Source organism: Leclercia barmai (assembly GCF_049312895.1).
GTDB lineage: Bacteria > Pseudomonadota > Gammaproteobacteria > Enterobacterales > Enterobacteriaceae > Enterobacter > Enterobacter barmai.
In genome coordinates, this window is sequence record NZ_JBMNWZ010000003.1 from 586,417 (window position 1) to 612,991 (window position 26,575).

Annotated in this window: 23 protein-coding genes; 7 read left to right on the top strand and 16 right to left on the bottom strand. The window is 57.4% G+C overall.

Features of this window, described 5'->3' with window-relative positions; genetic code table 11:
• Nucleotides 1-134 precede the first annotated feature (134 nt).
• Nucleotides 135-1,712, bottom strand: coding sequence for a hypothetical protein (locus ACOYA6_RS15435; RefSeq protein WP_422654958.1), 1,578 nt, complete (start codon nucleotides 1,710-1,712; stop codon nucleotides 135-137).
• 46 nt (nucleotides 1,713-1,758) lie between these two features.
• On the opposite strand from ACOYA6_RS15435, the gene ACOYA6_RS15440 reads away from it, so the two are divergent.
• Nucleotides 1,759-3,054 carry a Gfo/Idh/MocA family protein gene (locus ACOYA6_RS15440; RefSeq protein WP_422654959.1) on the top strand — a complete coding sequence of 432 codons (1,296 nt, stop codon included), beginning with the start codon at nucleotides 1,759-1,761 and terminating at the stop codon, nucleotides 3,052-3,054.
• A 71-nt stretch (nucleotides 3,055-3,125) separates the two neighbouring features.
• On the top strand, nucleotides 3,126-4,406 hold the full coding sequence (locus tag ACOYA6_RS15445; RefSeq protein ID WP_422654981.1) for an ABC transporter substrate-binding protein: 1,281 nt from the start codon (nucleotides 3,126-3,128) through the stop codon (nucleotides 4,404-4,406).
• An 83-nt stretch (nucleotides 4,407-4,489) separates the two neighbouring features.
• Here the strand turns inward: ACOYA6_RS15445 and ACOYA6_RS15450 are convergent, their stop codons facing one another.
• Together ACOYA6_RS15450 and ACOYA6_RS15455 are read right to left on the bottom strand one after the other, a co-directional pair.
• Nucleotides 4,490-5,179 (bottom strand): LrgB family protein, encoded by a 690-nt coding sequence (locus ACOYA6_RS15450; RefSeq protein ID WP_039031958.1) that lies wholly within the window; start codon nucleotides 5,177-5,179, stop codon nucleotides 4,490-4,492.
• The gene (locus ACOYA6_RS15455) at nucleotides 5,172-5,582 is read right to left on the bottom strand and encodes a CidA/LrgA family protein (RefSeq protein ID WP_138370033.1); all 411 of its coding nucleotides are present in this window, start codon (nucleotides 5,580-5,582) and stop codon (nucleotides 5,172-5,174) included. The genes ACOYA6_RS15450 and ACOYA6_RS15455 overlap by 8 nt, the downstream gene beginning before the upstream one ends.
• A gap of 101 nt (nucleotides 5,583-5,683) precedes the next feature.
• On the opposite strand from ACOYA6_RS15455, the gene ACOYA6_RS15460 reads away from it, so the two are divergent.
• Complete coding sequence (locus ACOYA6_RS15460; RefSeq protein WP_039031956.1) at nucleotides 5,684-6,571, top strand: LysR family transcriptional regulator; 888 nt, start codon at nucleotides 5,684-5,686, stop codon at nucleotides 6,569-6,571.
• Nucleotides 6,572-6,666: 95 nt separating this feature from the next.
• Here the strand turns inward: ACOYA6_RS15460 and ACOYA6_RS15465 are convergent, their stop codons facing one another.
• The 4 genes from ACOYA6_RS15465 to soxR form a co-directional block, all read right to left on the bottom strand.
• On the bottom strand, nucleotides 6,667-8,313 hold the full coding sequence (locus ACOYA6_RS15465; protein ID WP_039031955.1) for a Na+/H+ antiporter: 1,647 nt from the start codon (nucleotides 8,311-8,313) through the stop codon (nucleotides 6,667-6,669).
• Nucleotides 8,314-8,464: 151 nt separating this feature from the next.
• Entirely contained in the window at nucleotides 8,465-9,814 is a 1,350-nt protein-coding gene (gene ghxP, locus ACOYA6_RS15470) for a guanine/hypoxanthine transporter GhxP (RefSeq protein WP_039031954.1), read from the bottom strand.
• A gap of 298 nt (nucleotides 9,815-10,112) precedes the next feature.
• Complete coding sequence (locus ACOYA6_RS15475) at nucleotides 10,113-10,784, bottom strand: glutathione S-transferase family protein (RefSeq protein WP_422654960.1); 672 nt, start codon at nucleotides 10,782-10,784, stop codon at nucleotides 10,113-10,115.
• 275 nt (nucleotides 10,785-11,059) lie between these two features.
• Nucleotides 11,060-11,518 carry a redox-sensitive transcriptional activator SoxR gene (gene soxR, locus ACOYA6_RS15480; protein WP_039031952.1) on the bottom strand — a complete coding sequence of 153 codons (459 nt, stop codon included), beginning with the start codon at nucleotides 11,516-11,518 and terminating at the stop codon, nucleotides 11,060-11,062.
• 98 nt (nucleotides 11,519-11,616) lie between these two features.
• Here soxR and soxS point away from each other — a divergent pair, with 98 nt between their 5' ends.
• A complete protein-coding gene (gene soxS / locus ACOYA6_RS15485; RefSeq protein ID WP_039031951.1) occupies nucleotides 11,617-11,943 on the top strand; it encodes a superoxide response transcriptional regulator SoxS in 327 nt (108 codons plus the stop codon).
• Here soxS and ACOYA6_RS15490 read toward each other — a convergent pair.
• Together ACOYA6_RS15490 and ACOYA6_RS15495 are read right to left on the bottom strand one after the other, a co-directional pair.
• Complete coding sequence (locus ACOYA6_RS15490; protein ID WP_039031950.1) at nucleotides 11,940-13,526, bottom strand: EAL domain-containing protein; 1,587 nt, start codon at nucleotides 13,524-13,526, stop codon at nucleotides 11,940-11,942. The genes soxS and ACOYA6_RS15490 overlap by 4 nt on opposite strands.
• A gap of 339 nt (nucleotides 13,527-13,865) precedes the next feature.
• A complete protein-coding gene (locus ACOYA6_RS15495) occupies nucleotides 13,866-15,269 on the bottom strand; it encodes a diguanylate cyclase (protein WP_422654961.1) in 1,404 nt (467 codons plus the stop codon).
• Between the two features lie 547 nt (nucleotides 15,270-15,816).
• Between ACOYA6_RS15495 and ACOYA6_RS15500 the strand changes: the two genes are divergently transcribed.
• Nucleotides 15,817-16,098, top strand: a complete 282-nt coding sequence (locus tag ACOYA6_RS15500; RefSeq protein ID WP_039031948.1) for a YjcB family protein — start codon at nucleotides 15,817-15,819, stop codon at nucleotides 16,096-16,098.
• Nucleotides 16,099-16,182: 84 nt separating this feature from the next.
• Here ACOYA6_RS15500 and ssb1 read toward each other — a convergent pair whose 3' ends face one another.
• Nucleotides 16,183-16,710: a single-stranded DNA-binding protein SSB1 gene (gene ssb1, locus ACOYA6_RS15505; RefSeq protein WP_039031947.1), complete on the bottom strand. Its 528-nt coding sequence runs from the start codon at nucleotides 16,708-16,710 to the stop codon at nucleotides 16,183-16,185.
• Nucleotides 16,711-16,959: 249 nt separating this feature from the next.
• Here ssb1 and uvrA point away from each other — a divergent pair, with 249 nt between their 5' ends.
• Entirely contained in the window at nucleotides 16,960-19,785 is a 2,826-nt protein-coding gene (gene uvrA, locus ACOYA6_RS15510; RefSeq protein WP_422654962.1) for an excinuclease ABC subunit UvrA, read from the top strand.
• Here the strand turns inward: uvrA and ACOYA6_RS15515 are convergent, their stop codons facing one another.
• The 6 genes from ACOYA6_RS15515 to dnaB all read right to left on the bottom strand — a co-directional run bounded on the left by ACOYA6_RS15515 (nucleotide 19,786) and on the right by dnaB (nucleotide 25,463).
• A complete protein-coding gene (locus ACOYA6_RS15515) occupies nucleotides 19,786-20,139 on the bottom strand; it encodes an MmcQ/YjbR family DNA-binding protein (RefSeq protein WP_039031945.1) in 354 nt (117 codons plus the stop codon). It lies immediately after the preceding gene.
• A gap of 2 nt (nucleotides 20,140-20,141) precedes the next feature.
• Nucleotides 20,142-20,558, bottom strand: a complete 417-nt coding sequence (locus tag ACOYA6_RS15520; RefSeq protein ID WP_138370029.1) for a secondary thiamine-phosphate synthase enzyme YjbQ — start codon at nucleotides 20,556-20,558, stop codon at nucleotides 20,142-20,144.
• A 115-nt stretch (nucleotides 20,559-20,673) separates the two neighbouring features.
• Entirely contained in the window at nucleotides 20,674-21,387 is a 714-nt protein-coding gene (aphA, locus tag ACOYA6_RS15525; protein ID WP_039031943.1) for an acid phosphatase AphA, read from the bottom strand.
• A 191-nt stretch (nucleotides 21,388-21,578) separates the two neighbouring features.
• Nucleotides 21,579-22,772: an aromatic amino acid transaminase gene (tyrB, locus tag ACOYA6_RS15530; protein ID WP_138370028.1), complete on the bottom strand. Its 1,194-nt coding sequence runs from the start codon at nucleotides 22,770-22,772 to the stop codon at nucleotides 21,579-21,581.
• A 167-nt stretch (nucleotides 22,773-22,939) separates the two neighbouring features.
• Nucleotides 22,940-24,019, bottom strand: a complete 1,080-nt coding sequence (gene alr / locus ACOYA6_RS15535; protein WP_039031941.1) for an alanine racemase — start codon at nucleotides 24,017-24,019, stop codon at nucleotides 22,940-22,942.
• Between the two features lie 31 nt (nucleotides 24,020-24,050).
• Complete coding sequence (dnaB, locus tag ACOYA6_RS15540) at nucleotides 24,051-25,463, bottom strand: replicative DNA helicase (protein ID WP_032615986.1); 1,413 nt, start codon at nucleotides 25,461-25,463, stop codon at nucleotides 24,051-24,053.
• A gap of 71 nt (nucleotides 25,464-25,534) precedes the next feature.
• On the opposite strand from dnaB, the gene ACOYA6_RS15545 reads away from it, so the two are divergent.
• On the top strand, nucleotides 25,535-26,518 hold the full coding sequence (locus ACOYA6_RS15545; protein WP_422654963.1) for a quinone oxidoreductase: 984 nt from the start codon (nucleotides 25,535-25,537) through the stop codon (nucleotides 26,516-26,518).
• Nucleotides 26,519-26,575: the final 57 nt, after the last annotated feature.

Genomic DNA, 26,575 nt, shown 5'->3' on the forward strand with positions numbered 1-26,575 from the left:
AAAAAGCCGACGCGCATCACAGGCTTTATCTGCAATCCGCTAAGACCATCACACTTTTCCCGATTTCACGCCGTTCCTCCGCTTTCCCTCCGCGCGCAATACAGACAACCCTGGCCGCAGTTTTTATGCTTTAGTTACCGCGACTCGCTGAGGCTTCTGGCAAAGCGCTGCAGGCGCTCCGGGCTCAGCAGCAGCGGCAGGAACAAAGGGCCGCTGACGGGCGGGTTCGCCAGCCAGCGCGCCAGGGTGTCGGCGTAGTGCAGCAGGCGCTGCTGATGCTTCTGCAGGGTATCAGCGGGCAGGCTGTTTGCGCCGTAGTGGTCGAGCCACAGCACGTCGGTAACGGCGGCAGCCACATGGGAAAACATCTGGCTGTAGATCTCCGCGCTGCGCCAGGCGGCCAGCAGGATCTCCAGGGTGTCGTCCGGGCAGGTCATGCGCGGCATTAGCTCCCGCAGGTTTTGCAGCGTGCGTGATGCAAGGAAGCAGGCGGCCTCTTTTTCCAGCGCCACCCGCTCACGCTGCTCTTTGCCAGCCGCAGGATCGTCAGCGGGCATCAGCGGCTGCCAGGCGTGCAGCCAGTTGGCGCTGCGGGTATCCATATGCAGCAGCTGCTGCGCCTGGGCAATGCTCTCCGGGATCTGGCTCTGGTAGTGCAGCCGTCGGCCAAGAAAGTTTGGCGTTTTACACAGCCAGTCGTAGCTGGCGTGGACGATAGTCGCGAGCTGATGCTTGTCCTGCAGGGAGCGAAAGCCCAGCTGATGATGCTCGGCCCAGCGCGTGAAAATACCGGGCAGCGCCGCATCGGCGGCCTGGTTGGCGGCAGAGAGGCCGAAGAGGTTGATGGCGTTGACGGAGTCCATCACCCGGCTGTCGGGCAGCCACTGCCAGCTCACCCGGGAGGTGATGGCTTCGATTTCGTTCTCTGCGGCGCTGAGCGCCCAGCTTAAGCGGCCGCCGATCTCATCGGCCAGATAGCACGGCAGCGCGGTCCAGCCGTAGCCGGTGCCGAAGAGATCGTACTCGATCCACTTTTTATGCCCCGGCAGGGTGGCGATGTGCGGGTGGTTGGCAAAGCCGGGATGGTAATCCAGCTCGGTGGCTTTTACCGATGCGCGCACGTCGTCCGGGAGCGTCGCCAGCATGTTTGAGAGCTGCTGTCGCGGCCAGCTGTTATCGATGAAGTCGCGCAGGATGAGCTTCTTGCCCCGGGCGCGCAGCAGGCTCCAGACATCATGCAGGCTTTGCTGCCAGCGGCTGGTCTGAAAGTCCGGCGTCGTCAGGCTGAGAATAATTCCGCCGAGATGGGGCAGCGCAGGTAATAACGGATGCAATATCGCGACATAAAAATGCTGCCAGAAATCGGGCGCGCTTTTTTCGTCGAAGGTCAGTTCAGGAAATTTACGCTTAATAATGTCGTCATTGGGCGCGGCCTCACCCTGAAGCCAGAACGAAAAATTATTTTCCGTCAGATAACTGTCGACCCGCTTTAAATAGTGCAGGGCGTAATGTTGCTGATGAATAAGGTTCTCGACGTTGAGTTTCTGGCTTAACGGCGAGGGCGTCGCAAGTACTGAAAGCAGTTCCTGTTGGTGCAGGATGATGCCGGTGAAGCCGTGCTGTTTCGCGCTTTTTACGCCCTGAATAAACCAGGGCCAGTGCCAGATAAAAGTGCTGTTCAGCTCCATCAGTTGATGGGGAATACGTTTCATTGCGTCACCTTGCTGATATTTATTTCGCTATTCAATCGAGGATGCCATGAAAAAATATGCTCTGGTCGGAACCGGCGGTCGCGCGGGTTTATATATTTCCGCCATCGGTGGCGCCTGGCGGGAAAATGCCAGACTGGTCGCGTTCTGTGATACTAACAAGACGCGCATGCACTACGCCAACCAGTTATTAAAAAACGAAGGGGCAGCACCGGTTTCCACCTGGCAGGCAACCCAGTTTGAAGAGATGATCCGCGAGACGCGTCCCGATGTGGTTATTGTCACCACCATGGACCGCACCCACGATGACTACATCGTGCGCGCGCTGCACGCCGGATGCGATGTGATCACTGAAAAGCCGATGACCATCGACGAGCAGCGCGCCCTGCGCATTCTCGACGCCATCGAAGAGACCGGCCGCACCGTGCGCGTGGCCTTCAACTACCGCTACGCCCCGCACCACAGCAAAGTGCGTGAACTGCTGATGCAGGGAGTCATTGGCAAGGTGACCTCCGTTCACTTTGAGTGGCTGCTCAACACCGAACACGGCGCTGACTACTTCCGCCGCTGGCACCGGGAAAAACGCAACAGCGGCGGCCTGCTGGTGCATAAATCCACCCACCACTTCGACCTGATGAACTTCTGGCTCGGCAGCTACCCGGAGCGGGTTTACGCCGAGGGCAGCCTGCAGTTCTACGGCAGGGAGAATGCTGAGCAGCGCGGCGTGACGCAGTTCTACCCGCGCGCCCACGGCTTTGCCGAAGCCAAAGACGATCCTTTTGCGCTGAATATGGCAGAGAACGCCCAGCTTAAGGCGCTCTATCTGGACGCCGAGCATGAAGATAACTACTTCCGCGACCAGAGCGTGTTCAGCGACGGGATCACCATCGAAGACACCCTGTCGGTGCTGGTGAAATACCAGAACCAGGTCCAGCTCACCTACTCCCTCAACGCCTATCTGCCGTGGGAAGGGCTGAACGTGGTCTTTAACGGCACCGAAGGGCGACTGGAGATGAAAATCGTCGAGAAGTCCTACGTCAACGCCGGGGGCGAACGGGAAAACGAGGGCAGCCTCGAGCAGTGCGATCTCACCGTCTTCCCGATGTTCGCCGACCCCTGGAAGGCAGAGTTCAGCCTAGGCGAAGGGGGCCACGGTGGCGGCGACAACGCCATGCTGGCCGACCTGTTTGGCACGCCGGGAGAGGATCCGCTCCAGCGCGCGGCCGACCATCGCGCCGGTGCCATGTCCATCCTTACCGGGATTGCGGGCAACCTCTCCATGCAGCAGCAGCGCCCGGTGAACTTCAAGGAGTTTGAGCTGGTTTCCCGTCTGACGAAACGTTAAGAGCATGACAAAGGCGCGGCAGAAGGCTGCGCCGTTACTCACCTGTTTACGAATAAAAGTCCCGGAGAAAAATAATGAATAAACTCCTGTCAGGTGTCATCGCATCGCTGTTATTTTCCTGTACCTCTGTCTGGGCGCAGTCGCCCGTTGAATTACGCATGTCGTGGTGGGGTGGCAACAGCCGTCACCAGGCCACATTAAAGGCGCTGGAAGCCTTTGAAAAAGCCCATCCGGAGATCAAAGTGAAGGCCGAGTACACCGGCTGGGACGGACATCTTTCGCGCCTGACCACCCAGATGGCGAGCGGCACCGAGCCGGATGTGATGCAGACCAACTGGCCGTGGCTGATTATTTTTTCCAAAAACGGCGAAGGCTATTACGACCTGGATAAGCTGAAAGCGGAGCTCGATTTAAGCCAGTATCAGGCGCAGGATCTGCAGTCGACCACGGTGAAAGGCAAGCTCAACGGCCTGCCGATTTCGGTTAACGCTCCGGTCTTTTACTACAACGACGTCACCTGGCAAAAAGCCGGGCTGGCGTATCCGAAAACCTGGGACGACTTCTTTGCCGCCGGGAAGATCTTCCAGCAGAAGCTGGGCAACGGCTACTACCCCTACGCCATGGTCGATCAGGATGTCATTCTGCTGCTCAATGCATACATGATGCAGATCCATCAGAAGCCGATGTTCAACAGCGACGGCACCTTCGCCTGGAACGACGCCCAGTGGGTCGAGGCCTTCGGCTTTGTGAAGCGCCTGAGCGACGACCACATTCTGCCGTCGCCAAAAACCCTCTCCTCCTACGGCAAGGGCAACCTCTATGAGATGAAGCCGTGGATCAACGGCGAGTGGGGCGGCCTGTTCACCTGGAACATCACCATCCGCATGTTTGCTAACAACATGACGCCACCGGCGAAGCTGGTGCTGGGCGACTACGTGATGCAGCCCGGCACGCAGGAGTCCGGGGTGTACTTCAAAACGGCGCAGATGCTGTCGGTGGCGAAATCCACTAAACACCCGAAAGAGGCGGCCATTCTGGTGAACTACCTGCTCAACGATCCGCAGTCGGTGCAAGCCCTGGGGCTGGAGCGGGGCATTCCGCTCAACAAGGCGGCAAAAACGCAGCTTACGGAGAAAGGGGTGATTGACCCGAGCGATCCGGTAATTGCGGGCCTGCGTCAGGCGCAGTCCCTGCACACCACGGTCGTCGCCACGCCCTACATCGAAGATTTGCAGGTGATCGACCAGTTCACCTCGGCGCGGGAAAAGCTGGAGCAGGGTCAGCAGCCCGCCCAGATCGCGGCGGATTTCCGCCAGAAGGTGGAGCGGATTGTGCGCAGACTTAACCGTTAGCGTATTGCCCGGCGGCGCTGCGCTTGCACGGGCCTACGGTTCTGTAGGCCGGGTAAGCGCAGCGCCACCCGGCAATAAAAGTCTCAGAACATCAACCAGCCCACCAATGGTGCCACCAGCACCATCACCACGCCGGAGAGCATCATCACCAGGCTGGCGACAACGCCCTCCTGCTGGCCCAGCTCGTAAGAGCGGGCAGTGCCTGCGCCGTGGGATGCCGCGCCAAATCCGGCCCCTTTCGCCATCCCTTCGCGGATGGAGAGGCGCAGAAAAAGCATGTCCCCTACCGCCATGCCAAACACCCCGGTCACCACCACGAACAGCGCCACCAGATCCGGCTGTCCGCCGAGCGGTTTTGCCGCCGCCAGAGCAAACGGCGTGGTGACGGAGCGTACCGCCAGGCTGCGCTGGATCTCATCCGACAGGGTAAATAACCGCGCCAGCCAGACGGAGCTGGTGACGGCCACCACCGTGGCGGTGATCACCCCGGCGGAGAGCGACATCCAGTGGCGTTTGATCACCGCGAGATTGTCGTACACCGGCACCGCAAAGGCGATGGTCGCCGGGCCCAGCAGCCACAGCAGCCAGTGCGCTTCACCGATATAGTTCTGCCAGGAGATATGGCCCCACACCAGCATCATCACCAGCAAAATCGGCGTGAAAACCAGCGGCATCAGAGGCAGTTTGCGAAAGCGGCGATAGAGGCGTTTGTTGGCGAAGTAGATCGCCAGCGTCACCACCAGGCAGAGGACGCTGACCTGAAAGTTAGTCATGTTTCTGCCTGCTGATTTCGAAGCGGTACACTTTATCCACCACCCACGCGGTCGCACCCAGCACCATCAGGGTGCTCAGGGCGATCACCGCAAAGATGCGCCAGCCATCCACCATCAGCAGCTGGACGTAATTGACCACCGCCACCACCGCCGGAACGAAAAACAGCAGCATCTCGGCCAGCAGCCAGCGCGAGCCCGCCCGCACCCAGTTGAGAGGAATAACGCGACAGAGGATCAGGCTGAACATCAGCACCATCCCGACCAGATTGGCCGGCAGCGGCAGGTGCAGCCAGCTCACAAGATATTCAGCGAAGACAAACAGACCCGCATAAAGCAGTACCTGAACCGGTACCTGGAGTCGTTGCACGACGGCAGGCGTAACGCGACTTAGCGCCACGGTCATGGGAGATTTCCTCAAAATGAGATGAAGCGCCAGTATAGTCAGCGCCCGTAATTCACTGAAATGAATTAAAATCATCAAAGGTATAGTTTCGAGGAATAGTCATGGACATACGCACGTTGCGTTACTTTGTCGAAGTGGTCCGCCAGCAGAGTTTTACCCGCGCCGCGGAGAAGCTCTTTGTTACCCAGCCCACCATCAGCAAAATGCTAAAAAACCTCGAAGATGAACTGAACTGTACCCTGCTGATCCGCGACGGCCGCAAGCTGCTCTTAACCGACACCGGGCGCGTGGTGTTTGAGCGCGGGCTGGCGATCCTGGCGGAGTTTCGCCAGCTGGAGGCGGAGCTTGGCGACATCAACCACCTGAACAAAGGCGTCCTGCGCCTCGGCATTCCGCCGATGGTGGGCATGATGATGGCCGGGCCCATCAGCCTGTTTCGCCAGCGCTATCCCGGCGTGGAGCTGAAAATTTCTGAATTTGGCGGCTTAACCGTCCAGCAGGCGGTGATCAACGGCGAGCTGGATCTGGCGATGACCGCCCTGCCGGTGGAGGAGGATAGCGGCCTGACCGCCCTGCCGCTGTTCAGCCATCCGCTGTGCGTGCTGGTGCCGCGCTCCGGCAGCTGGCTGAAGCTTGACGCCATCAATCCTGAACTGCTGGCAGAGCATCCTTTGCTGATCTACAACGAAGATTTTGCCCTCAGCCGCCAGCTGATGCAGCTGTTCAACCAGCACGGCGTCAAGCCGCGCATCGCGGTGCGCAGCGGGCAGTGGGATTTTCTGGCGGCGATGGTGCAGGCGGGAGTCGGGATCGCGATATTGCCCCAGCCCATCTGCGAGCGACTGGATAAAAACACGCTGCGCTGGATCCCCCTGCAGAGCGATCTGCACTGGCAGCTGGGGATGATCTGGCGGGAAGGGGTGTACCTGTCGCACAGCGCCCAGGCGTGGTTGAAATGTTGTGAGGGGTTTTGGGCCCCCTCACCCTAGCCCTCTCCCCATAGGGGAGAGGGAAAAAAGCCGCACCGTGCCCGATTATCCCCTCTCCCCTATGGGGAGAGGGTCAGGGTGAGGGGTATTCGCGGCTACTGCTTCTCTATCAGCAATGCTTCCATCAAATCGAGATCGTGCAGCAGTTTTTGCAGCGTCTCGTTGCTGATCTCCCGGGTGGCGCGCAGGTGGTACAGCTCCGCGCGTTCAGCGCGCAGCGCGGCCAGGCGGAAGCGGCGTTCGAGGTTCTCCTCCTGCAGCGAGCTCTCAACGTCATTGCGGCCATCCGCACGGCGGCGCAGGTTACCAATCACCCGCGAGCTCACCTCTTTCAGTAGCTGGGTATCGATGTTCTCTTCGGTATCGGCCGCCAGACGCTCCTCCATCTTCTGAATGGTGACAATCGCCACCTCAGCGGTCGCTGCCCGGGCAATGCGCGCCTCTTTATGCTGCTGGACGTGGTCGGCCACCTCCATGTGTTGCATCAGGATCGGCAGCATCACCACGCCGACAAACAGCGAGAACAGGATCACCCCCGCCGCCAGGAACACCAGCTCGTAGCGCGCCGGGAAGACGTCGCCGGTCGGCAGCAGCAGCGGAATGGAGAGCACACCCGCCAGGGTGATCGCCCCACGCACACCCGCAAAGGTCGAGATCAACAGCTCGCGCGTGGTCCAGGAGCCAAACTCCATCGGTTTCTTTTTCAGGAAACGCACGCTGAAGTTTTTCATCGTCCACAGCCAGCCGAAGCGCACCAGCATCAGCGCGGCGTAAATCAGCACGATGTCGGCAAACAGCATCCAGGTTTCGACGTTCGGGTCGGCCTCTGCCGCCACCAGCGAGGATTCGAGAATGCCCGGCAGCTGCAGGCCCAACAGCAGGAACACCATGCCGTTAAAGACAAACTCCAGCATCGCCCAGGTGCTGTTGGCGCGCAGGCGCATCGCCAGCGGCGCGGTACGCATCACGCCGGAACGGGTGATGGTCATCCCCGCCGCCACCGCGGCCAGAATGCCCGACACGCCAATATGTTCCGCAATCAGATAAGAGGCGAACGGCAGCAGGAACAGCAGGACAATCTGCGTAGCGGGTTCATCGCCGCCCCAGCGGCTGAGGAAGCGCAGCGAACGGCCGTACAGCCAGCTCACCACAAACCCGGCGAGGATGCCGCCGATTGCCACTTTGAAGAACTCGACGGTAGCGCCGCCGACGGTAAAGATCATCGTGCCCATCGCCACGGCGACGGCAAACTTCAGGGCCACCAGGCCGGAGGCGTCGTTCATCAGCGCCTCGCCCTGCAAAATCCCCATGATTTTTTTCGGCATCCGTCCTTCACCGACGATGCCGGACAGCGCCACGGCATCGGTTGGCGACAGCACCGCCGCCAGCGCAAAGGCAGGTATCAGCGGGATACCCGGGACCACCCAGTAGATGAGAAAACCGATCCCCACCACGGTGACAACCACCAGCGCCAGCGCCAGGCCGAAGATCTCGCGCCCGTGTTCGAGAAACTCGCGCGTGGGCGTTTTCCAGCCGTCGGCAAACAGCAAAGGAGGAATAAACAGCACCAGAAACAGTTCCGGATCAAACTCGACATGCAATCCGAACGTCGGCCACGCCAGCAGAGCACCGATGGCAATCTGCATGAGCGGCAGCGGTAGCTGAAAGGGCAGTACGCGGGTGACTACCCCGGAAAGTGAGACCACAAGGGTCATGATGAGTATTGTGAAGAAAATTTCCATGCGTTCCCTGTTTGCGATGATTCGGTTCGTTTAGGCCATGGGCATCTTGCCTTAATGTACCTTTCCCAGAGTAACGCATAAGACAACGAGATGTGTTCTGAAAATAAAAACGGGCGGCCTGAGCCACCCGTCTTTTTATGCAGTTGACAGCTTAGATCGCCCAGCCGCCCGCGTAGAACGCCACCAGCGCGACGGCAATCACCACCGTACCGATGTTCAGCTTGCGCCATTCGCCTGAAACCACACGGCCAATCACCAGGGAGGCGAAACCGATCATGATGCCGGTAACGATGTTACAGGTCAGCACGATGAAGACCGCCGTGATGAGGCCAGCCATCGCGTCGACGAAATCGGCAAAATCAATTTTCGCCACGTTGCTCAGCATCAGCAGGCCAACGTACATCAGCGCAGGGGCGGTGGCGTAGGCCGGCACCAGATATGAGAGCGGAGCAAGGAACAGGATCAGCAGGAACAGCACGCCAATGGTGACAGCCGTCAGACCGGTTTTACCGCCTGCCGCTGTACCCGCCGCCGATTCGATGTATACCGCCGCCGGGGCTGCACCCACCAGGCCCGAGAAGACGCTGCTCAGGGAGTCAGTGGTCAGCGCTTTGCCGCCATCGATAATCTGACCATCTTTATCCAGCAGGTTAGCCTGACCGGCTACCGCGCGGATGGTGCCGGTGGCATCGAAGACCGCAGTCATCACCAGCGCCAGCACGCTTGGCAGCACCACCGGATTCAGCGCGCCCATGATATCCAGGCTGCCGATCAGCGATTTGCCGTTTTCGTCACTCAGGGAAGGCATCGCGAACACACCGGAGAAGTGCACGGCAGGATCGAAAATCAGGCCGACAATGGAGACGCCAATGATGGTCAGCAGGATGCCGCCCGGCACTTTCAGTTTTTCCAGACCGATGATGACCGCGAGGCCAATCAGCGACATGATCACCGGGAAGCTGGCGAAATTACCCAGCGCAACCGGCAGACCGTCCAGCGGGTTTTTGATAACCAGGCCCACGCCGTTAGCGGCAATCAGCAGCAGGAACAGGCCGATACCGATCCCCGTTCCGTGCGCAACGCCCTGCGGCAGATTGCGGAGGATCCAGCTGCGGATACCGGTGGCAGAGATGATGGTAAAGAGCACACCCATCAGGAACACGGCGCCCAGCGCAACCGGGACGCTGATCTGCTGGCCCAGCACCAGGCTGAAAGCGGTGAAGGCAGTCAGCGAGATAGCACAGCCGATCGCCAGCGGCAGGTTAGCCCACAGACCCATCACGATAGAGCCGACACCGGCAACCAGACAGGTAGCGACAAAGACTGCCGCCGGTGGGAAACCGGCTTTGCCCAGCATGCCCGGCACGACGATCACCGAGTAGACCATGGCCAGGAAGGTCGTCAGACCGGCAACGATCTCCTGACGTGGGGTACTGCCGCGGGCAGAAATTTTAAAGAAGGCGTCGAGTGAACCGCCGGTACGCGCAGATGGCGTAGACATAGAAAACATCCCCTGAAAATTATAATTGTCGTCTGTCAGCGTGACGGACACTCCACGACCAGCAAAACGTCATATCCATGTGCTGCGTTTATGACAAATAGGGGCGTCATAAAAAAAGCAAACGTTTAGCTTTGCGCTGACAAAACGGGTGTAAAAATGAAGGCAAACGATTATCCGGTCTAAACGCGGGCCTTTTCAACTTAACTTTGACGTTTTTCGCCAAATTACGTGCGAGGCGGTGAAGAAGTGAGCAGAGTATGCGCAAACGTTATCGTGAATGCGCAATTTGATAACATTTTCATGGTTCGCCAGGGATTTCGAACGGACCGCCCTGCTGGATTGCCCGCTGCCAGGCGGGACGCATTTCGACGTTTTTCTTCCAGGCTTGCAGGCGAGGCAGATCCTCTATACCGCCACGTTCAAGCAGGGCGAAAACGGGAAAGCTCATCTGCACGTCCGCCATGCTGAGATGATCCCCGGCGAACCAGCGGTGATCCGCAACTGAGGACTCCAGAAAACGGGCGTGGGTTTCCAGCTGACGGTTGAGATACGCCTTCTGCACCCCCTGCCCCAGCACCTTGCCAAGCGAACGCAGGCCAAACGGGATGGGCGGTTTACCGAGGCTGGCAAAGACCAGCTTCATCAGCAGCAGCGGCATCAGCGAGCCTTCCGCGTAATGGAGCCAGAAACGGTATTGCAGCTGCAGCTCGCGATCCTGCGGCTTTAACTGAGAACCGTGGTCGTAAGTCTCCTGCAAATATTCGAGGATAGCGCCCGATTCCGCCAGGATCAGGCCGTTGTCCTCCAGCACCGGGGATTTCCCCAGCGGATGGACTTTGCGCAGCGTGGCGGGGGCCATCATGGTTTTATCGCGCTGATAACGAACGATCTGGTAAGGCAGAGAGAGCTCTTCCAGCGCCCAGAGCACGCGCTGCGATCGGGACTGATTGAGGTGGTGGACCGTGATCATCGTTATCTCCAGTTAGATGTACTCACTAACTATAGAAAATTGCACAACCCGGCGAAAAAATTTTGCCGAGATTTTGCGCGATGAGGCTGGAAAACCTGATGCTGCGGCCTAGACTTAAATTGTCAGCACAAACCGGAACCTCCACCAGATGCTCGACTGAGGGGTGTTGATGTCGGGGGAAACCCTCCTGTGAACCAGCGGGATAGAGAGAAAGACAAAGACCGGGAATAAACTAAAGCGCCCTGTTGTGGCGCTTTAGTTTTTTATGCGCCGGGCTAATCCTCTTCCAGCAGTCGCGCGCCGGTTCCCTGCTCGCCCAGCTTATCCCCCGGGTTACGCAGCGGGCAGTCGCTGCGCGACAGGCATCCGCAGCCGATGCAGCCGTCAAGTTCATCACGCAGCGCCACCAGGGTATGAATACGCCGGTCCAGCTCATCGCGCCACTGGGAGGACAAGGCTTTCCACTCCTTCGCACTCAGGGTATGCCCCTCCGGCAAAATGCCGAACGCCTCGCCGATGGTCGCCAGCGGAATGCCAATGCGCTGGGCGATCTTAATGATGGCGACATAGCGCAGCACGTCGCGGGTATAGCGCCGCTGGTTGCCGGTGTTGCGGATGCTCTTAATTAACCCTTTGCTTTCATAGAAATGCAGTGCGGAGACCGCCACGCCGCTACGCCTTGCCACCTCGCCCGGGGACAGCAGCGGTTTAATCCGCGGTAATTTCTTTTCCATAAAACCTCTTTACCTCAAGTTAACTTGAGGAATTATACTCGCCCGCAGACAAAACCACGAATCAACCGATACAGGTGTATCCAGAGAGAGGCTACTCTATGTCGCATCAACAAATTATTCAGACACTTATTGAATGGATGGATGACCATATCGATCAACCTTTGAGTATCGATGTGGTGGCTAAGAAGTCGGGTTACTCGAAGTGGTATTTACAGAGAATGTTCCGCGCGGTCATGCACCAGACGCTGGGCGAGTACATTCGTCAGCGCAGATTATTGCTGGCTGCCCAGGCGCTACGCACCACCCAGCGGCCCATTTTTGATATCGCGATGGATTTAGGCTATGTCTCCCAGCAGACCTTCTCCCGCGTCTTCCGCCGCGAGTTTGATCGCACCCCCAGCGACTATCGCCATCAGCTCAACTAGTGGCTATGGGCAAGGGCTGCCGCGACGGGCTGATGTTGCCAGGTCATGAAATCCTGCGGTGACATCGCCCTGGCAAAGTGCCAGCCCTGGCAATACTGCACGCCGCGCTTGTTCAGCCACATTACCTGCTCAACGGTTTCCACCCCTTCCGCGATGGTTTTCAGGCGCAGGCTCTGGGCCATTTCGATAATGTGCTCGACGATGAGATGGCTGGTGCTGTTGGTGGTCAGCGTATCGATAAAGGTCTTGTCGATCTTCAGGATGTCCACGTTCAGCGAGTAGAGGTTGTGCAGGTTGGAATAGCCGGTACCAAAATCATCAATCGCTACTTCGTATCCCGCCTGGCGGAAGGCCTGAATCACCGGCGTGGTTTTGGGGACGTCGATAAAACCGCGCTCCGTTACTTCGATCTTAATTTGCTGCGCCCGCACGTTGTAGTGCCGGGCCTTATCGGTGATCATCGCAATCAGGCGTGAAGAGTGGAAGTCCGTCGCCGAGAGGTTAATGGAGATATAGAGATGCGGGTTACAGGCCAGGAAATGGCCCAGGTCGTTGAATACTTCTTCTACGACGTAGTCGGTGATGCGTTCACTCATCCCCTCTTTTTCTGCCAGCGGGATAAACTCTACCGGACTCATTACCGGGCCGTTAAACCCCGGCCAGCGTAACAGCGCTTCTGCCCCTACACACTCATTGGTTTTGATGTCGATAATCGGCTGGTAATGCAGACAAAGCTGTCTCTTATTTAGTGCCCGATGCAATAAGCGACCCGGCGAATTAAATTCGCGTCGCGTTCGCGACCACATCAGTAAAATAATAATGCTGCTGATCATCCCCAGCGGCAGAGTTAATGTTGCCTGATGATAAAGCACTTCATAAAAGCGCTGACTGGTGGTGGAAACAATCGCGGCAATCGGACGTTTGTCCGAGCGAACGATGGTGTAAAAGCGGCCTTCGTTCTGGAAAATAGCGTCATTATCGCCAGTCAGCTTTTTTAATTCATTCTCATTGGCCTGTTCGCTGATAGAGAAAAAATCATTATTCACCGTGTCAAATACGCCCCATGCCAGGGAACGGTCTGATGACATCACTTCGCTATAGGTCAGGGGATTAACCACCACCACATAATTACCGACCTGCATATAGGTCATTTTATATCCCGCGTAAAACGGCGTATCCCGATAATAATAGATAGAGACGTCAGGCGCGCGTTGGTAATTGGCAGCAGAAATTATATAGGGGTTTTCAGGGGTGCTGGTCGTTGAACAGAGAAACTCTTTACCCTGGGCATACAGCAGGTCGGCAATGTAGAGTCGTCCACGGACAACATTTAACATATATTGCCGGTGTTCCGGTGTGCAAATATCACCCGAGTATTTTTCCGCCTCATGACGGGCCAGTTCAACCTGCTGAATAACCAGTTCAGTTTTGTCTAAAGCAAGGGCAGCAAATGAGCGAAGTTGACTGCTTGTTTCGTTGACCGCGCGTTGCTGAGCAAACCATAGCGCAAGCATCACAGGTAGCAAAACTACCATGATAACCCCGACTATCTTCAGCACCTTGTCCCGTGCGTTACGATTCATTTCCGCCCTATTATCCCTGCTTTTTATGTGCCTGTAGTCATGAAGGCCGGATGCTTTGCTAAACAGGTGATTACGTTGCATGAATCATGCGAAGTTAGCAACTGACTTTTAACGCCAATAACCTAATATTTAGTTATGCCGATAATATTTGTCCGTAAGCCAAACTGAAAGTATTCGTTTCGTCTTTATTCAGAAAAATAATTATCGGACGACAAAGCCAGGCTCCCGGATTACTCAACAGAACGTTGTTGATTAAGGCAAACTACCGGGAGAGTGAAAGAAGCGCAACTTCATCATGAAATTTTGTGCTATTTATCCCGTGAGCCTCATTAAAGTGATTTATAAATAATCAACCGCGACGATAGTTTTTCCTCTTCCGCCGCGCTTGGCATCGTAAAGTGCCTTATCTGCGCTAATGAGTAGCGATGAGGTGTCGCGCGGTTTTCCGCACACCTCCACCACGCCGGCGCTGAAAGAGAGGGTTAAGGATCGGCTGCCGACCTTAAGCGGCGTAAGCGAGAGTGCCTGGCGCAGCGCTATTGAGAGCTGCACCGCCGCGTCGCTGCGGGTTTTGGGCAGCAGCAGTAGAAACTCCTCGCCGCCAACCCGACCCAACGCCGAGCCCGGCGGCATCAGCGCCCGCAGGCAGTCGCAAAAATGGACCAGCGCGGCATCGCCCACCAGATGACCCCACTTGTCGTTAATCTGTTTGAAGAAATCCAGGTCGAGCATCATAACGGAGAAGTGGCTGTCGGCCTGCTCGCGTCGGCAGGCCTCCAGCGCTGCGCCAATTTGCTGCAGGATGGCAAAGCGGTTCAGGCAGCGCGTCAGATCGTCGGTGGTGGCCTTCATATGCAGCTGCTGCTCCGCTTTCTTACGCGCGGTAATATCGAGCCCGATATTAAGGATGGAGCCGTCCGGCAGGGAGATGTTCGACCAGAGGATCGTCAGCTGCACGCCGTCCCTTCGCACCGGGTGCCATTCGTACATGTCGTTCAGGGGCGTGGTATTGACCGACTCGCGCACCCGGCGGCGCACCTCAGGGTCAGGATAAAAGAGCGCCAGCGGATCGGTATGGGCGTTGATTTCCGCCATCGTCCAGCCAAATACCTTTTCGCACTCGGCATTCCATAATACGCAGCGGCTGTGCCGGTCAAACGAGTTCATCAGCACCGGTGCCCGTTCAAACAGCGTTTTATACTGGGTGATCACTCGCTGCATCTCTTTGGCCGTGCGCTCGCGGGCAACGAGACCGGTCAGATAGTCCTTCAGCTTTTCAACCAGAATTACCACCACCTCTTTCAGCACGGTGATGCTCTCTTGCGGTTGCGTAAAACCGAGGAAGAAGTAGCCGTTGCACGGGTCATGTTGCGGGGACAATTTATACAGCACGCCGCACTGTAATTGCGTATGTCCCGGATGCGTGGGAGGGAATATCAGCGTGCCTGAATTTTCTTTCCAGCAGATTACCCGCCACGCCTGGTGATGACGCTGCAATAACGTGCTGGCGAGAAAGGCTTTAATTTCCGTTGGATAACATGTTAATTCACCAGTACTGACAAACTGCTGCTGGCCTGCTTCATCCTCCATCATTACCCAACTAAGCTGGGCGCCAAAGGTATGATTAATCGTCTGCAGGAGATCCATTAAGGTCCGCTGCGACGATAGTTTTGGCATTAATTTAGCTAATGCGTGCAGGGCCCGTGCACTGTCATTTATATTCTCTCGATTTGCTTGCTTCATCGTTTTATTCGTAGCTCGTTAACGAGATAAAAAATGTCGCAACGAATAAATCAGGGGTGCAGGGTAATTCAGTCAGCATCAATTAATGCGGCTGTAGGCCTGTCGAATAAGAACGCGTGTGTAAAATTAAAAGTACAGAAAAATAATAACCAGTTAAAACCTGATTTATTTATTACGGGCAAATTAAGTAACCGGATGAAGCATAATCTATAGCCCTGAGGCTGTAAATATTGTACATCGCCCCGTGGCCTGTACATGTTTTCTTATCTCAATGAATTATCAATGAAGTTATCGCGACTACGGCACTTAGCAGACTAAAGATATATTCTTTGGCGATATATCCACAATTATAGAGTGGTTAAAAAACGCTTTTTTCGTGCGTTTGCCCACTGGCGAATAAAAGAACAAGTGTGATATAGTTCACACATTCCGATGTAACACAAAACATCGTTTCATTTTGATGAGTCTGAGCTTGCCGATAGCCAGTTTGCCATGTCCGGGCAACGTCGCGCTATACCCGGCGGCGGTTATCTTTGAGGATCGTTTTATGGCAGCTATTACCACCGGTGTTGTCCTTGCACGCTGGGAGTTGTTGAGCGCTGTGCTGATGTTTCTGGCCAGCACGCTGAACATTCAGTTTAAAAAATCAGATTACGCGGCGCTGGCGGTGATCAGCACCTGTCTGGGGCTGGCGGCGGCATGCTGGTTTGCCACCGGCCTGCTGGGCATTACCCTGCTGGATATGGCTGCGGTCTGGAATAACGTCAAAACGATCATGGTAGAGGCGATGAGCCACACCCCGCCGGACTGGCCGATGATGTACACCTGATGCCTGCGGGCATTTACGCTGAATATAAAAAAACCCAGACGCTTGTCTGGGTTTTTTGTTTTTGCGAATCGCAGGTTCTGGCGATCAGAACGGGATATCGTCGTCGAAATCCATTGGCGGTTCGTTGGACTGCGCTGGCGCAGACGGCTGCTGCGGACGAGACTGCGCGCCGCCGCTGAACTGGTTGCCGCCCTGTGGCTGCTGAGGCTGACCCCAACCGCCCTGCTGCTGCTGGCCGCCACCTGCCGGTGCGCCGCCGCCCTGACGGCCACCCAGCATCTGCATGGTGCCGCCGACGTTGACCACCACTTCGGTGGTGTATTTTTCTGCGCCGGACTGATCGGTCCATTTACGGGTACGCAGCTGGCCTTCGATATAGACCTGAGAACCTTTACGCAGATACTCACCGGCCACCTCGGCCAGTTTGCCAAACAGCACAACGCGGTGCCATTCGGTCTGCTCTTTCATCTCACCGGTCGCTTTATCACGCCAGGATTCGGAAGTAGCCAGCGTAATGTTGGCCACTGCACCACCACTCGGCATATAGCGTACTTCCGGGTCCTGGCCCAGATTACCGACGAGAATCACCTTGTTTACGCCTCTGCTGGCCATGATCGTGTCTCCTGAAAACATTTCTGAATAGTGTAAGCGCGCGAGTGTACCATTTCCACGTGGTCTTCCGATAGTTGCGGAGCATCTTCCAGAGTTCTCACGAACTGTACATTGTTGCACACTTAATCAGAGTTTGCATTCCAATACTGTATATCCAGCCAGTTCAATTTGTGTCATAATTAGCCGTTTCTGCCGGTTGTCCTTCAAACAAACCAGGCATTCCGTGTATCTACCTACCGGGAAAGGTGAATGGATAAGATCGAAGTTCGGGGCGCCCGCACCCACAATCTCAAGAATATCAACCTCGTCATCCCTCGCGACAAACTGATCGTCGTGACCGGGCTGTCAGGCTCAGGCAAATCCTCTCTGGCTTTCGACACGCTGTATGCCGAAGGACAGCGTCGTTACGTTGAATCGCTCTCTGCTTATGCGCGCCAGTTCCTGTCGCTGATGGAAAAACCGGACGTCGACCATATCGAAGGGTTGTCGCCGGCTATCTCTATTGAGCAGAAGTCGACCTCCCATAACCCGCGCTCCACCGTCGGTACCATCACCGAAATCCATGACTACCTGCGTCTGCTGTATGCCCGCGTAGGCGAGCCGCGCTGCCCGGACCACGACGTCCCGCTGGCGGCGCAGACCGTCAGCCAGATGGTGGATAACGTGCTGGCGCAGCCGGAAGGCCGACGCCTGATGCTGCTGGCGCCAATCATTAAAGAGCGTAAGGGCGAGCACACCAAAACGCTGGAGAACCTGGCAAGCCAGGGTTATATCCGCGCCCGTATCGACGGCGAAGTGTGCGATCTCTCCGATCCGCCGAAGCTGGAGCTGCAAAAGAAACACACTATCGAGGTGGTGATCGACCGCTTCAAGGTGCGTGACGACATGACCCAGCGCCTGGCGGAGTCTTTCGAAACCGCGCTGGATCTCTCCGGCGGTACGGCGGTAGTCGCCGATATGGACGACCCAAAAGCGGAAGAGCTGCTCTTCTCCGCCAACTTCGCCTGCCCGATTTGCGGCTACAGCATGCGCGAGCTGGAACCGCGTCTGTTCTCGTTCAACAACCCGGCGGGTGCCTGCCCGACCTGTGATGGCCTGGGCGTGCAGCAGTACTTCGATCCTGACCGGGTGATCCAGAACCCGGAACTGTCGCTGGCTGGCGGCGCGATCCGCGGCTGGGATAAGCGTAACTTCTACTATTTTCAGATGCTGAAGTCGCTGGCGGAACACTATAAGTTCGACGTCGAAGCGCCGTGGGGCAGCCTGAGCCCAACCGTGCACAAAGTGATCCTGTCCGGTTCCGGCAAAGAGAACATCGAGTTCAAATACATGAACGATCGCGGCGATACGTCGGTGCGCCGTCATCCGTTCGAAGGCGTGCTGCACAATATGGAGCGCCGTTACAAAGAGACGGAATCCAGCGCGGTGCGTGAAGAGCTGGCGAAGTTCATCAGCAACCGCTCCTGCGCCACCTGTGACGGCACCCGCCTGCGTCGCGAAGCGCGTCACGTGTATGTGGAAAACACGCCGCTGCCGACCATCTCAGACATGAGCATCGGCCACGCGATGGACTTCTTCAACAACCTGAAGCTCTCCGGCCAGCGGGCGAAAATCGCCGAAAAAGTGCTGAAAGAGATCGGCGATCGCCTCAAGTTCCTGGTCAACGTCGGCCTGAACTACCTGACGCTTTCCCGCTCCGCAGAAACGCTCTCCGGCGGCGAAGCCCAGCGTATCCGTCTGGCGAGCCAGATTGGTGCGGGTCTGGTGGGCGTCATGTACGTGCTGGATGAACCCTCTATCGGTCTGCACCAGCGCGACAACGAGCGCCTGCTCGGGACGCTGATCCACCTGCGTAACCTCGGTAACACGGTGATTGTGGTTGAGCACGATGAAGACGCCATCCGCGCGGCAGACCACGTGATCGACATCGGTCCGGGCGCTGGCGTCCACGGTGGTGAGGTGGTGGCGGAAGGGCCTCTGGACGCCATTATGGCGGTACCGGAATCCCTTACCGGCCAGTACATGAGCGGCAAGCGGAAGATTGAAGTGCCGAAACAGCGTGTCCCTGCCGACCCGGAAAAAGTGCTGAAACTGACCGGCGCGCGCGGCAACAACCTGAAAGACGTCACGCTCACCCTGCCGGTCGGCCTGTTCACCTGCATTACCGGGGTGTCGGGTTCCGGTAAATCAACGCTGATTAACGACACCCTGTTCCCGATTGCGCAGACTCAGCTTAACGGCGCAACCCTGGCTGAACCGGCGCCGTATCGCGAGATCCACGGCCTGGAGCATTTCGACAAGGTGATCGATATCGATCAGAGCCCGATTGGTCGCACCCCGCGCTCCAACCCGGCCACCTATACCGGCGTGTTTACGCCAGTACGTGAACTCTTTGCCGGCGTGCCGGAATCGCGTTCACGCGGCTATACGCCGGGCCGCTTCAGCTTTAACGTGCGCGGCGGACGCTGCGAAGCCTGTCAGGGCGATGGGGTGATCAAAGTTGAGATGCACTTCCTGCCGGATATCTACGTGCCGTGCGACCAGTGCAAAGGCAAGCGCTATAACCGCGAAACGCTGGAGATTAAGTACAAAGGCAAGACCATTCACGAAGTGCTGGATATGACCATCGAAGAAGCACGCGAGTTCTTTGATGCCGTTCCGGCGCTGGCGCGTAAGCTCCAGACCCTGATGGATGTCGGTCTGACCTACATTCGTCTGGGCCAGTCGGCGACCACGCTGTCGGGCGGGGAGGCGCAGCGCGTGAAGCTGGCGCGTGAGCTCTCCAAGCGCGGCACCGGTCAGACGCTGTACATTCTGGATGAACCGACCACCGGTCTGCACTTTGCCGATATCCAGCAGCTGCTTGACGTGCTGCACCAGCTGCGCGATCAGGGCAACACCATCGTGGTGATTGAGCATAACCTGGACGTGATTAAAACCGCGGACTGGATTGTCGATCTCGGCCCGGAAGGCGGCAGCGGTGGCGGCGAAATCCTGGTTTCCGGCACCCCGGAAACCGTCGCGGAGTGCGAAGCCTCGCACACCGCCCGCTTCCTTAAACCTCTTCTGATGTAGTTACACTGACAGCTGCTGCCGGGTCATCTCCGGCAGCAGTTCTACCGCCTGCTTGTAAGACGCATCCACCAGATAGTAAATCTGCGAATCCGGAATCGACCCGTCCAGATAGACCGTGCTCCAGTGCGCTTTATTCAGGTGCTTGCTGGGACGCACGTCGTTGTGCTGCTGGCGCAGCAGATCCGCCAGTTCAGGGCTGGTTTTTAGCGAGGCCGCCGGACGCCCCTCCACATCTTTCACCATCGCAAACAGCACATCTGCGACCTTAATCTGGGTGGCCTTCCAGTCGCTGTGCACGCTTTGCTCCGCACCTGGCTTGTTCATGCAGTACTGAAGTATCTCCGAAATTGTCATCATTATTCCCCTTGTAGCGTGGCGATGATTTTGCGCGACCCGCCGTGGATACGATGTTCTCCCAGCCAGATCCCCTGCCAGGTGCCGAGCTGCACGCGCCCGTGATTCACCGGCAGCAGCAAAGAGACGCCCAGCATGGAGGATTTAATATGGGAAGGCATGTCGTCTGGCCCCTCGTCATCATGTTCCCAGCGGGCATTATCGGGAACGGATTTGAGAAAATGCTGTTCCATATCGGAACGGACGGTAGGATCGCAATTCTCATTAAGCGTGAGAGAGGCTGACGTGTGTTGCAGCAACAGATGCAGTAAACCGACGTTGATGCGGGGAAGATCGCGGATCTGTCCAATGACCTCGTCCGTCACCAGATGAAAACCGCGAGACCTGGCGCGCAGGGTCAGGGTTTGCTGATACCACATGTGCTGCTCCGTTTTGCAGGATAATCCTTCTAAGTGTGCAGCAATACGACGAAAGGTAAAACCCGTAGCGGGTAAATCTGCTTAAAAAGTGTTCTTTCCTGCACCAAACAGGCATTCAGTATTCTGAATTAACGATCACCTCTTCCCCAAACGCCCCCGCCTGCGGCAGCGGTTTATACGTTGAGTTGGAGGCGCGCAGCACCCGAATACCTCTGGCCCCGGCTTCGCGGGCGGCAGTAATGTCGCTATCCGCATCGCCGTAGTAAATCTTGATCTGTTTCTGTTCGATCCACGGGGTTTTGTTATTCTTGCCGGACTTCTCCCCGGCAAAAATCACCGGATTCATCTGCGCCGCAGGGATCAGAAAAGCCTGCTGCAGGGTTTTGGTGAGGGTTTCGGTTTTAGTGGGATGACGCCCGGTAATAAACCAGATGTTGTCGCCGCGCTTCAGATGAAGGGCAATCAGCGCCCGGGCAACCTCTTTGGGAATGCTGAACTCATCCCAGCCGTTGTTCATCTGCTGCCAGAAGGCCGGGTTTTTCAGGTAATCCTCGCTATCCGGTGACCAGGTTTTTTTACCCCGCCAGAAGCCGGGGCTGGAGAACAACACGGTGTCATCAATATCAAACCCCACCGACATGGGCGGGCGGCCCGTCAGGCTGTTCTCAATTTGCGCGATGGAAACCCAATGAATGGGGGCCTGCTCAGCCAGTCGGGCAACGGTCGTGCCGGGATATAACGGTGGAGGTGAAGAGGGACGAGCCGCGACCGGATGACTGAGCGAGAGCAATAAGCAGGCAGCGCTGAGCGCCAGTGTGATCTTGCGCATATTTTCCCCTGAATATTCAAACCGTTATTTTATTTTGAATGGATGGTCAAAACCTCATCGAAAATAACCGCTGAGGGAGGGGAATGAAAGAAGAATTTTTATCTAAGCCGCAATAAAAGAGGAGTATCACAACGCGCGGTTTGACCCATTACGGCCTCCTTCACTGAAGGAAGGAGGCCGTGAGTAAGTGCTTACATTACAGCAGCAAAGGCCTTCGCCACGCGCTGAACGTTGCTGCTGTTCAGGCCGGCAACGCACATACGCCCGCTGGCTATCAGATAGACGCCAAACTCCTCGCGCAGGCGATCCACCTGCTGCGCGCTGAAGCCGGTATAGCTGAACATGCCGCGCTGCTGCAGCAGGTAGTCGAAATTGTGCCCCGGAACGGCGTCTTTCAGCACATCCACCAGCGTCTGACGCATGGCCAGAATGCGGGTACGCATCGCTTCCACCTCTGCCAGCCACTCGGCTTTGAGTTCGTCATCGCCCAGTACGGTCGCCACCACCTGCGCACCAAAGTTTGGCGGGCTGGAGTAGATGCGGCGTACGGTGGCTTTCAGCTGGCCGAGCACGCGCCCGGCGGCTTCCTGATCTTCGCAGACCACGGACAGGCCACCGACACGTTCGCCGTACAGCGAGAAAATTTTGGAGAAGGAGTTGCTGACCAGCGCCGGCAGGCCTGCGCTGGCGATGGCGCGAATGGCGTAGGCATCCTCTTCCATCCCGGCGCCAAAGCCCTGATAGGCAATGTCGAGGAACGGGATCAGGTTGCGGGCTTTCAGCACCTCGATAACCGCATCCCACTGATCGTTAGTCAGGTCGGCCCCGGTCGGGTTATGGCAGCACGGATGGAGCAGCACAATGCTGCGCTCCGGCAGGGTGTTCAGTTTTTCCAGCAGCGCGGCCACGCGCACGCCGTTGGTCTGGTCGTCGAACCACGGATAGGTGTTCACCGTGAAACCTGCGCCTTCAAAGATGGCAACATGGTTTTCCCAGGTCGGATCGCTTACCCAGACGCCGGATTCCGGAAAATATTTGTGCAGGAAGTCGGCACCGACTTTCAGCGCGCCGGAGCCGCCCAGGGTCTGGATAGTGGCGACACGCTTCTGTGCCAGCACCGGATGGTCTGCACCAAACAGCAGCGGGGCAATGGTGTGACGGTAGCTGTTAAGCCCTTCCATCGGCAGATAGAGCGACGCGCCGTGCGGCGTGGCGTTCAGACGCGCTTCGGCCTTGGCCACCGCCTGCAGCTGCGGAATAATGCCCGCTTCGTTGTAGTAAAGACCGATGCTGAGGTTAACTTTATCGCTGCGCGGATCTTCTTTGAAACGCTCCATTAAGGAGAGGATGGGGTCGCCAGCATAGGCGTCGACTTTCTGGAACACGCGATGGTTCTCCGGATAATAATGAGGCAGGGAATTCAACAATAAACCGGAAGCGGCAGAAGATCGAGAGGATGTTAAGGAAGATGGGGTGTGGGCGACAGAACCTGCGGTGCGGTCTGTTTCCCCTCACCCTGACCCTCCCCCACAGGGGAGAGGGAACATAGCCATCAGTCGAGATAGTGCATCGCGACCCGCGACGTCAGTCGCGTGATAAGTTCGTAAGCACTTACTTTTGTGATTTCTGCGATCCGCTCGACGGGTAAACCTTCCCCCCACAGGGTCACCGGATCGCCCGCTTTCTCCTGCGCCTCTGGCCCAAGGTCAACACAGATCATGTCCATCGCCACGCGCCCAACGATGGTGACTTCCCGACCATTCACCAGCACCGGGGTACCGGATGGTGCCGCGCGGGGATAGCCGTCGCCGTAGCCCATCGCCACTACGCCCAGCCGGGTGTCGCGCTCGCTGATCCAGGTACCGCCGTAACCAACCGGTTCCCCGGCTTTATGCTCGCGCACCGCAATCAGGCTCGAGGTGAGCGACATCACCGGCTGAAAACCGAAATCAGGCCCCCAGGGTTTCCCCTCCAGCGGCGAGACGCCATAGAGAATAATGCCCGGACGCGCCCAGTCGAAATGGGACTGCGGCCAGAGCAAAATGCCGCCGGATGCCGCGATAGAGCGCATTCCCGGCTTGCCTTCGCAGAAGGTGTTGAAGATATCGAGCTGCTGCTCGGTGGCACCGCATTCGGGCTCATCGGCGCGGGCAAAATGGCTGACGATATTGACCGGCTGGCGAACGTTTTTGCACTGGCTCAAGCGCTGATAAAACGCCTCAGCCTGCTCCGGGCGCACGCCCAGACGGTGCATGCCGGTGTCGAGCTTCATCCACACGGTAACGGGCTCGCTGAGCGCCGCGTTTTCCAGCGCCTCGAGCTGCTCCATATTATGCACGGCGGTATGCAGCTGTTGCGCTGCAATGGTCGGCAGATCGGCGGCATTAAAGAAGCCTTCGAGCAGCAGGATCGGCTGGGTGATTCCCCCTTCGCGCAGGCGCAGGGCTTCTTCGAGACGGGCGACGCCAAAGGCGTCGGCATCGGGGAGCGTTCGCGCGGTCTCGATGAGACCGTGTCCGTAAGCGTTCGCTTTCACGACTGCAACCAGTTTACTGGCGGGCGCCAGTTCACGCAGGCGTTGCAGGTTGTGTCGCAGAGCGCGGCGGTTAATGACTACAGTTGCCGCTTGCATTGCAATTCCTTGTTAAAAGAATGTCAGAGAGTTATTCGTCGTCGTACTGCGGGCCCGCATAATTATCAAAGCGCGACCACTGTCCGTTAAAGGTCAGACGCACCGTACCGATTGGGCCGTTACGCTGCTTACCGATAATAATTTCCGCGATACCTTTCAGGTCGCTGTTCTCGTGATAAACCTCGTCACGGTAGATGAACATGATCAAGTCGGCATCCTGCTCGATGGAGCCGGATTCACGCAGGTCGGAGTTGACCGGACGCTTGTCGGCGCGCTGTTCCAGGGAGCGGTTAAGCTGCGACAGCGCCACGACCGGTACCTGCAGCTCTTTCGCCAGCGCTTTCAGCGAGCGGGAGATTTCGGCGATCTCCAGCGTACGGTTGTCAGAGAGTGACGGGACGCGCATCAGCTGAAGGTAGTCGATCATGATAAGGCCAATGCCGCCATGTTCACGGGCAATACGGCGCGCGCGGGAGCGCACTTCCGTTGGCGTCAGGCCGGAGGAGTCATCGATATAGATGTTCCGTTTTTCCAGCAGAATGCCCATGGTGCCGGAGATCCGCGCCCAGTCTTCGTCGTCCAGCTGGCCGGTACGGATCCGGGTCTGGTCCACGCGCGACAGCGAGGCCAGAGAACGCATCATGATCTGCTCGGAGGGCATCTCCAGACTAAAGATGAGTACCGGCTTATCCTGCAACATCGCCGCGTTTTCGACGAGGTTCATCGCAAATGTCGTTTTACCCATCGACGGACGCGCGGCGACGATAATCAGATCCGAGGGCTGCAAGCCGGCGGTCTTTTTATTCAGATCGTCATAGCCGGTGTTAACCCCGGTCACGCCGTCATGCGGTTGCTGGAACAACTGCTCGATACGAGAGACGGTGGCGTCCAGCACTTCGGCGATGTTCTTCGGCCCTTCGTCCTTATTGGCACGGCTTTCGGCGATTTTAAACACCCGGGATTCAGCCAGGTCGAGCAGTTCATCGCTGTTTCGGCCCTGGGGATCGAAACCGGCCTCGGCGATTTCGTTGGCAACGGAGATCATGTCGCGCACGACCGCACGTTCGCGCACGATATCGGCATAGGCGCTGATGTTCGCCGCACTTGGCGTGTTTTTCGACAGTTCAGCCAGATAGGCAAAGCCGCCGACTGACTCCAGTTGCCCCTGACGCTCCAGCGATTCCGCGAGCGTGATCAGGTCGATGGGGCTGCCGGATTCCTGCAGTCGCGCCATTTCGGTAAAGATATGGCGGTGCGGACGGGTATAGAAATCGTCGGTGACCACGCGCTCGGCGACGTCGTCCCAGCGCTCGTTATCCAGCATTAAACCGCCCAACACCGACTGTTCCGCTTCAATCGAGTGCGGCGGGACTTTTAACCCGGCTAACTGCGGATCGCGTTCGCGGGGTTCAGTCTGTTTGTTGAAGGGTTTGTTTCCTGCCATAGTGAATGGAGTTACCGAGATAGAGAGTGGGTCGAAAGATTACCATATTTTCTAATTCTAATGGAGGGAGCATGGCAACGCGTATTGAATTTCATAAGCACGGCGGCCCGGACGTTCTCAGGGCAGTAGAGTTCACGCCTGCCGCGCCTGGTGATAACGAAATCCAGGTCGAAAACAAAGCCATTGGTATTAACTATATCGACACCTACATCCGCAGCGGGCTCTATCCGCCCCCTGCTCTGCCAAGCGGTCTGGGCACCGAGGCGGCGGGCGTGGTGGTTAAAGTCGGCAGCGCGGTAAAACATATTAAAGAGGGCGATCGCGTGGTGTATGCGCAATCTGCTCTCGGGGCCTACAGCTCCGTTCACAACGTCCCGGCAGACAAAGCCGCGATCCTGCCCGGCGCCATCTCGTATGAGCAGGCAGCTGCCTCCTTCCTGAAGGGGCTGACGGTCTTCTACCTGCTGCGCAAAACCTACGAGATCAAACCTGACGAACAGTTTTTGTTCCACGCCGCCGCCGGTGGTGTGGGCCTGATCGCCTGCCAGTGGGCCAAAGCGCTGGGGGCAAAACTGATCGGTACGGTCGGCAATGCGCAAAAGGCCCAGCGCGCGCTGCAGGCGGGCGCCTGGCAGGTGATTAACTACCGCGAAGAGAGCATTGTCGAACGCGTGAAAGAGATCACCAGCGGCAAGAAGGTGCGCGTGGTGTATGACTCGGTGGGGAAAGACACCTGGGAAGCCTCGCTGGACTGTCTGCAACGCCGCGGGCTGATGGTCAGCTTCGGCAACGCCTCCGGCCCAGTGACCGGGGTGAACCTTGGCATTCTGAACCAGAAGGGTTCGCTGTTCGCCACCCGCCCTTCGCTGCAGGGCTATATCACCAACCACGACGAACTGGTTGAGGCCAGCAACGAGCTGTTCTCGCTGATTGCCAGCGGGGTGATTAAGGTGGATGTGGCAGAGGCGCAGAAGTATCCGCTGAGCGATGCGCAACGCGCGCATGAAGTGCTGGAGAGCCGGGCGACACAGGGGTCGAGTTTACTGATCCCCTGACTCCAATAAGAAATTGGGCTTCCCGAAGGAAGCCCTTTTCTTTTCTTTTTTTGTTCG

What these genes read in the sequence shown, in the direction of transcription:
- ACOYA6_RS15435 (WP_422654958.1), bottom strand. Translation starts at nt 1,712, where the DNA reads ATGAAACGTATTCCCCATCAACTGATGGAGCTGAACAGCACTTTTATC.
- ACOYA6_RS15440 (WP_422654959.1), top strand. Translation starts at nt 1,759, where the DNA reads ATGAAAAAATATGCTCTGGTCGGAACCGGCGGTCGCGCGGGTTTATAT.
- ACOYA6_RS15450 (WP_039031958.1), bottom strand. Translation starts at nt 5,179, where the DNA reads ATGACTAACTTTCAGGTCAGCGTCCTCTGCCTGGTGGTGACGCTGGCG.
- ACOYA6_RS15455 (WP_138370033.1), bottom strand. Translation starts at nt 5,582, where the DNA reads ATGACCGTGGCGCTAAGTCGCGTTACGCCTGCCGTCGTGCAACGACTC.
- ACOYA6_RS15460 (WP_039031956.1), top strand. Translation starts at nt 5,684, where the DNA reads ATGGACATACGCACGTTGCGTTACTTTGTCGAAGTGGTCCGCCAGCAG.
- ACOYA6_RS15465 (WP_039031955.1), bottom strand. Translation starts at nt 8,313, where the DNA reads ATGGAAATTTTCTTCACAATACTCATCATGACCCTTGTGGTCTCACTT.
- ghxP (WP_039031954.1), bottom strand. Translation starts at nt 9,814, where the DNA reads ATGTCTACGCCATCTGCGCGTACCGGCGGTTCACTCGACGCCTTCTTT.
- ACOYA6_RS15475 (WP_422654960.1), bottom strand. Translation starts at nt 10,784, where the DNA reads ATGATCACGGTCCACCACCTCAATCAGTCCCGATCGCAGCGCGTGCTC.
- soxR (WP_039031952.1), bottom strand. Translation starts at nt 11,518, where the DNA reads ATGGAAAAGAAATTACCGCGGATTAAACCGCTGCTGTCCCCGGGCGAG.
- soxS (WP_039031951.1), top strand. Translation starts at nt 11,617, where the DNA reads ATGTCGCATCAACAAATTATTCAGACACTTATTGAATGGATGGATGAC.
- ACOYA6_RS15490 (WP_039031950.1), bottom strand. Translation starts at nt 13,526, where the DNA reads ATGAATCGTAACGCACGGGACAAGGTGCTGAAGATAGTCGGGGTTATC.
- ACOYA6_RS15495 (WP_422654961.1), bottom strand. Translation starts at nt 15,269, where the DNA reads ATGAAGCAAGCAAATCGAGAGAATATAAATGACAGTGCACGGGCCCTG.
- ACOYA6_RS15500 (WP_039031948.1), top strand. Translation starts at nt 15,817, where the DNA reads ATGGCAGCTATTACCACCGGTGTTGTCCTTGCACGCTGGGAGTTGTTG.
- ssb1 (WP_039031947.1), bottom strand. Translation starts at nt 16,710, where the DNA reads ATGGCCAGCAGAGGCGTAAACAAGGTGATTCTCGTCGGTAATCTGGGC.
- uvrA (WP_422654962.1), top strand. Translation starts at nt 16,960, where the DNA reads ATGGATAAGATCGAAGTTCGGGGCGCCCGCACCCACAATCTCAAGAAT.
- ACOYA6_RS15515 (WP_039031945.1), bottom strand. Translation starts at nt 20,139, where the DNA reads ATGACAATTTCGGAGATACTTCAGTACTGCATGAACAAGCCAGGTGCG.
- ACOYA6_RS15520 (WP_138370029.1), bottom strand. Translation starts at nt 20,558, where the DNA reads ATGTGGTATCAGCAAACCCTGACCCTGCGCGCCAGGTCTCGCGGTTTT.
- aphA (WP_039031943.1), bottom strand. Translation starts at nt 21,387, where the DNA reads ATGCGCAAGATCACACTGGCGCTCAGCGCTGCCTGCTTATTGCTCTCG.
- alr (WP_039031941.1), bottom strand. Translation starts at nt 24,019, where the DNA reads ATGCAAGCGGCAACTGTAGTCATTAACCGCCGCGCTCTGCGACACAAC.
- dnaB (WP_032615986.1), bottom strand. Translation starts at nt 25,463, where the DNA reads ATGGCAGGAAACAAACCCTTCAACAAACAGACTGAACCCCGCGAACGC.
- ACOYA6_RS15545 (WP_422654963.1), top strand. Translation starts at nt 25,535, where the DNA reads ATGGCAACGCGTATTGAATTTCATAAGCACGGCGGCCCGGACGTTCTC.